Genomic DNA, 4390 nt, shown 5'->3' with positions numbered 1-4390 from the left:
GACGATGGGCCCGGGGGTCAAGGTCGACGCGCAGCAGGCCGCGCGGCTCACCGTGGGATAGGCTCCCGTCCCCCCGCTGCGGGTCGCGACACCCCGTCGATCCTGGGCTCGGGGTTGCTGAGAGCGTTCATCCACGGGCGGTGTGCTGAGGGCGGGTGAACGCCTCGTGATGGGGGCCGGTGTCGGGGTCGATCTCGCGGAGCAGGCGGGTGGCGTCGGCGAGCAGGGAGCCGTGGATGTGCCACAGCGGCGACTCGGCGCCGGCGCCGGCGTGGAGGGCCACCTCCGCCTCGGCGAGGCGGTCGCGGGCGGTGGCGAGCGCGGCGCGCAGCCGGTCCACCCCCTGCGGGTGGCCGCCCAGGGTCTCCGCAGCGGCGCGCATCGCCGTCGCGACCGCGCCGAGCAACTCGCCGAAGCGGGGGCTGAGGCGGCTCGCGGCCTCGGGGTCGGAGGCGGACAGGTCGGCGAGGGCGCGGGCGATGCCGCGAACCTGGAACGCGGCGTGCTCGAGCGCTGTCAGCGACGCCCGGTGGGTGGAGGTCTGGCCGCCGCCGGGGCGGCGGGGGTTGTAGCGCACGCTCTCCTCGGCCTGGGTGATCGCGGCCCGGCTCTCGTCGAGGGGGTCGTGGAGCCGCCGGGCGCGGTGCAGCCAGTCGTGGGCGTGGGCGGGGTCCCAGCCCTCGGTGAGACCCGAGGCCATGTCATCGAGCAGGCCGGCGATCGCCTCGGCGAGGCCGGCGAGGCGCCGGTCGGCCGAGCGGGTGAACAGCGGCGGGACCACCACGAGGTTGACCACCACCGCCACCGCGCCGCCGAGCAGGGTCTCGAGGATGCGGTCGCGCGCGTAGAGGTTCGACGGGCCGCTGAGGGCGAGGACCAGCAGGGCGCTCACCGGCACCTGCACCGACTGCTGCCCGAGCCGCAGCGCCTGCCCGACCACCAGCGCCGCGGTGATCACCAGCCCGACGCTCCAGGCGTGGAGGCCGAGCACGCGGGCGGCGAGCAGCGCCAGCAGCACACCGGCCATCACCGCCGCGGCCCGCTGCAGGCCCACCGTCACGGAGCGGTAGACGGTCACCTGCATGGTGAGCAGCGCCGCCAGCGGGGCGAGCACCGGCAGCGTGTCGGCGAGCAGCCGCTCGGCGAGCAGCCAGGCGAGTGCGCATGCGAGGCCGGTCTTGACCACCCGCAGGCCGAGCCCGACGCCGCCGAGCCGGTCGCGCACCATCTCCGACAGCCGTGCCAGCGCTGATCCCATGCCCCGAGTCTCGCAGCGCCGGCCGGCGCCGCCTGCTGCTATGCTCACCGCCCGGTAACGAACGACACGGCGCCTCGTGCGTCCTTCTTGCCCCAGACCGCTGGCGCTCCCCCTCCGGAGCTCAATCCCCAGCGCAGGCGAGGATGGTCGGGACCCGCGCCCCCGGTGGGGACCGCGTGTCCGGCCCCTCATGGGCCGGACGGCGCGGCACTGGAGGGCACGGAATGAACGCGGTGAGCACGGAGGCCGACGCACCGGTGCGCGCCGGTCCCCACAAGGTCGAGCTGGTCGAGAGGCTGACCCATCAGCTGAGCCGGGCCACCTCGGCGATCGTCACCGACTACCGGGGTCTCACCGTCGCCCAGCTCTCCGAGCTGCGCGGCCGGCTCCGCGCCGACCAGATCGAGTACGTGGTGGTGAAGAACACCCTGGCCCGGCGCGCCGCCGACGCCGCGGGGGTGGGCCAGTTCTCCGCGGTCCTGGTCGGGCCGGTGGGCCTGGCGCTGGGCTACGGCGACCTCGCCCGGCCGGCCAAGATCCTCACCGACTACTTCCGTCAGAACCGCCGCCTGCCGGTGGTGGCCGGGCTCGTCGAGGGCCGGGTCATCGACGCCGACGGCGTCCGCCAGCTCTCCGAGCTGCCCCCGCGCGAGGTGCTCCTCAGCATGCTCGCCGGCACCATCCAGTCCCCGCTCACCCACCTTGCGGGTGCGCTGCAGTCCATCCTCAGCAACTTCGCCGCCACGCTCGACGCCTACCGCGAAAAGCTGGAAGCCGCCGCGGCGTAGCCGCGCCGCCGCGCAGCGGCGGAACCCGAGAAGAACCGGGGCCGAGGGCCCCACCACCCGGCCGCCTCCGGCGGCCGGTGCCGGAGGCATGAATGGCCACCAAGATTTCCCCCGAGGAGTTCGTCGACGCCCTCCAGGAGTGGAGCGTCCTCGACGTCGTCAATGCCGTGAAGCTGATGGAGGAGAAGCTCGGCATCAAGGCCGCGGCGCCGGTCGCCGCCGCCGCCGCTCCCGCCGGCGGGAGCGGTGCCGAGGCCGCCGAGCCCGAGGAGCAGACCGAGTTCAGCGTTGTCCTCACCGGCCCCGGCGACGCCAAGATCAACGTGATCAAGGCGGTCCGCGAGATCACCGGCCTCGGCCTCAAGGAGGCCAAGGACCTGGTCGACAGCGCTCCGAAGCCGGTCCGCGAGGGCGTCTCCAAGGAGGAGGCGGCCCAGGTGGAGGCCAAGCTCAAGGAGGCTGGAGCCTCGGTGGAGGTCCGCTGAGCTGGCTTCGTTCAGCGGCGGCGGGCGGTCATGTTTGGGATGACCGTCCGCCGGTTACCATCCCGGTCCCGCCACCAGGACATCCGGTCCTGACCCCTCGGTCTGGCGCCTGCACGGGCGACCAAGCAGGGCTGGCGGGGAACGTAGTATGATACGCGATTGTGCCCGCCGCGCAACTCCCAGCCGGCTCCTTCGCCTCTCGGGGAACTCTAGCATATGGTTCTGAGCACCGCTGCCCGCTCCAGCCGTGTCAATTATGGACAGATCGCCGACAAGCTCGAGGTCGGAAACCTGATTCAGACGCAGCTGGACTCCTTCGAGTGGTTCAAGAGGGAGGGTCTGCGCGAGCTCTTCGACGAGATCAATCCGATCACGGACTACACCGGGAAGAACTACGAGCTGCGCTTCCTCGACTACGAGTTCGGTGATCCGAAGTTCGACGAGGAGGAGTGCCGCCAGCGGGACATGACCTTCAGCGTCCCGCTGCGCATCAACACCCGGCTCTACATCAAGACCGGCGAGAACGCCGGCGAGATCAAGGAGGCCGAGGTGTTCATGGGCGACTTCCCGACCATGACTCGGGAAGGCACCTTCATCGTCAACGGCACCGAGCGGGTGGTGGTCTCGCAGCTGGTGCGGTCGCCGGGCGTGTACTTCACCGCCAGCGACGACCGGGTCACCGGCCGCCGCCTCTACGCGGCCAAGCTCATCCCCAACCGGGGCGCGTGGCTGGAGATCGAGACCTCGAGCAAGGACATCCTCACGGTCAAGATCGATCGCAAGCGCAAGGTGCCGGTCACCACCCTGGTGCGCGCCCTCGGCTACACCAGCAACGAGGACATCCGCCGCCTGTTCGAGGATGTCGACACCGACAACGAGCACCGCTACGTCGACAGCACCCTGGACAAGGACGTCAGCAGCTCGCGCGACGAGGCCCTGGTCGAGCTCTACAAGAAGATCCGCCCGGGCGACCCGCCCACGGTGGAGAACGCGCTCAACCTGCTCACCTCGCTCTTCTTCAACCCGCGCCGCTTCGACCTCGGCAAGGTCGGCCGCTTCAAGCTGGACAAGAACCTCGGCATCCCCGAGGACGAGGCCCGGCAGCGCGCGCTGAACAAGGAGAAGCGCGTCCTCGAGAACGAGGACTTCATCTCCATCATCTCCAAGCTCATCCGCCTCGACAACGGCATCGGCGAGGCCGACGACATCGACCATCTCGGCAACCGCCGGGTGCGCGCCGTCGGCGAGCTGCTCCAGAACCAGTTCCGGATGGGCCTGATCCGCATGGAGCGGATCATCAAGGAGCGGATGACCATCTGCGACGCGGCCACGGTGACCGCGGCGAGCCTGATCAACGCGCGCCCGGTGGTGGCGGCGATCAAGGAGTTCTTCGGCTCCAGCCAGCTGTCGCAGTTCATGGACCAGACCAACCCGCTCGCCGAGCTGACCCACAAGCGGCGGCTCTCCGCGCTCGGCCCCGGCGGCCTGAGCCGTGAGCGCGCCGGCTTCGACGTCCGCGACGTCCACCACAGCCACTACGGACGGATCTGCCCGATCGAGACCCCCGAGGGTCCGAACATCGGCCTGATCGGCTCGCTGGCCACCTACGCCCGGGTCAACGAGTTCGGGTTCATCGAGACCCCCTTCCGCAAGGTGTACCGCGAGGTCGACGTCGCCAGGGACGCCCACATCCTCTTCAGTCGCACCGCCGCCAGGGACTACCCGCCGGCGGGCGTCTCCGCCGGCGACGTGCTCGACGAGGCCGCGGTGAAGCGGCTGCAGACCGCGGGGCTGGTCGAGGTGGTGATCCAGCCCTGGGTGAGCGACGACATCATCTACCTGTCCGCCGACGAGGAGGA

Annotated in this window: 4 protein-coding genes; 3 read left to right on the top strand and 1 reads right to left on the bottom strand. The window is 71.0% G+C overall.

What is annotated here, in order from left to right:
* Positions 1–127: 127 nt before the first annotated feature.
* The gene (locus VGL20_07550) at positions 128–1258 is read right to left on the bottom strand and encodes an aromatic acid exporter family protein (GenBank protein HEY2703529.1); all 1131 of its coding nucleotides are present in this window, start codon (positions 1256–1258) and stop codon (positions 128–130) included.
* A gap of 233 nt (positions 1259–1491) precedes the next feature.
* Here VGL20_07550 and rplJ point away from each other — a divergent pair, with 233 nt between their 5' ends.
* The 3 genes from rplJ to VGL20_07535 form a co-directional block, all read left to right on the top strand.
* Entirely contained in the window at positions 1492–2046 is a 555-nt protein-coding gene (gene rplJ, locus VGL20_07545) for a 50S ribosomal protein L10 (protein ID HEY2703528.1), read from the top strand.
* 92 nt (positions 2047–2138) lie between these two features.
* Entirely contained in the window at positions 2139–2531 is a 393-nt protein-coding gene (rplL, locus tag VGL20_07540; GenBank protein ID HEY2703527.1) for a 50S ribosomal protein L7/L12, read from the top strand.
* Positions 2532–2747: 216 nt separating this feature from the next.
* The coding region (locus tag VGL20_07535; protein ID HEY2703526.1) for a DNA-directed RNA polymerase subunit beta at positions 2748–4390 on the top strand (1643 nt) is incomplete at its 3' end.

Source organism: Candidatus Dormiibacterota bacterium, assembly GCA_036495095.1.
Lineage (GTDB): Bacteria > Chloroflexota > Dormibacteria > Aeolococcales > Aeolococcaceae > CF-96.
This window is presented reverse-complemented; position numbering and strand designations above follow the sequence as displayed.